Origin of the sequence: Polaromonas sp. CG_9.5 (genome assembly GCF_035984465.1) — a bacterium.
Taxonomy (GTDB): domain Bacteria; phylum Pseudomonadota; class Gammaproteobacteria; order Burkholderiales; family Burkholderiaceae_C; genus Polaromonas.
Genome location: NZ_JAXCHR010000072.1, coordinates 1 through 1,210, shown reverse-complemented (window position 1 = coordinate 1,210; position 1,210 = coordinate 1). Strand labels below are relative to the sequence as shown.

At 62.6% G+C, this 1,210-nt stretch carries 1 pseudogene; it reads left to right on the top strand.

Going from position 1 to position 1,210, the window contains the following annotated elements:
- Window positions 1-4 precede the first annotated feature (4 nt).
- Window positions 5-1,162, top strand: a pseudogene (locus tag RCH06_RS17850) (IS481 family transposase).
- Window positions 1,163-1,210: the final 48 nt, after the last annotated feature.

Sequence of the window (1,210 nt, the reverse complement as noted above, 5' to 3'; positions counted from 1 at the left end):
CCCCATGCCCTGGCAACTGAAAGACCTGATGGACATCCGACAAGAGTTTGTGACGCTTGCCTTGCAAGAGGGTGCCAACCGGCGCGAGCTGTGCAGGCGCTTTGGCATTAGCCCCAAGACGGGCTACGCGCTGCTCAAGCGCTTTGCCAGCCAGGGTGCTGGCGCATTGGCCCCGCGCTAGCGCAAGCCCTTGACGACTCCCACACGCACCGCGCCCCAGGTGGAGCAGGCGGTCATCGCGCTGCGCCAGCAGCACCCCGCCTGGGGTGGCCGCAAGATCGCCCGTCGCCTGCTCGATCTGCACGCGCTGGGCGACTGGCCGGTGCCGCCAGCGAGCACCATCACCGCCATCTTGCACCGCCACGACTTGATCACGCCTGCGGCCAGCTTGAGCGCCCAGCACTGGCAGCGCTTTGAGCATGCAGTGCCCAACGCTTTGTGGCAAATCGACTTCAAGGGGGACTTTGCAATGGCCTCGGCGCGCTGCTATCCGCTCACGCTGATTGATGACCACTCGCGCTTTAACCTCACCTTGTCGGCTTGCGCCAACGTCAAGACCACCAGCGTGCAGCCTCATCTGGTGCAGGTGTTCGAGCGCTATGGGCTGCCCGTGCGCATCAATGCGGACAATGGCGCGCCCTGGGGCAGCCCGAGCTTGCCCTCTCACGGCTTGTCCGAGCTCAGCGTGTGGCTGATTCGTCTGGGCATTCGGGTCAGCCACAGCGCGCCGTACCACCCGCAAACCAATGGCAAGATCGAGCGCTTTCACCGCTCCTTCAAAGCCGAGGTGCTTGAGGGGCGAAGTTTTGCCGATTTGAGCCAAGCGCAGGCCGCCTTTGCGCACTGGCGCACCGTCTACAGCCACGAGCGCCCGCATGAAGCGCTTGGCCTCTTGACACCAGCGGCGCGCTACCGGATGAGTGAGCGCCCCTACCCCCAACGCCTGCCCGACATCGAGTACCCGCACGCGGACACCGTGGCCGTGGTCAAACACAATGGCGAGGTGAGCTTTAAGGGCCACAAACTGTGCGTATCGAGCGCATTGCTCAAGCTGCCCATTGCCTTCAAACCCGATGCCGCCCATGATGGCGCGTTTGATGTATTTTTCTGCCACCACCGGTTCATGCGAATCGATTTGAATGCGCTGAAAACCGATCTCTGAATCCAGCCAGGTGTTACCCATGTCCCCGCACATGTGTTTCCTATGTCT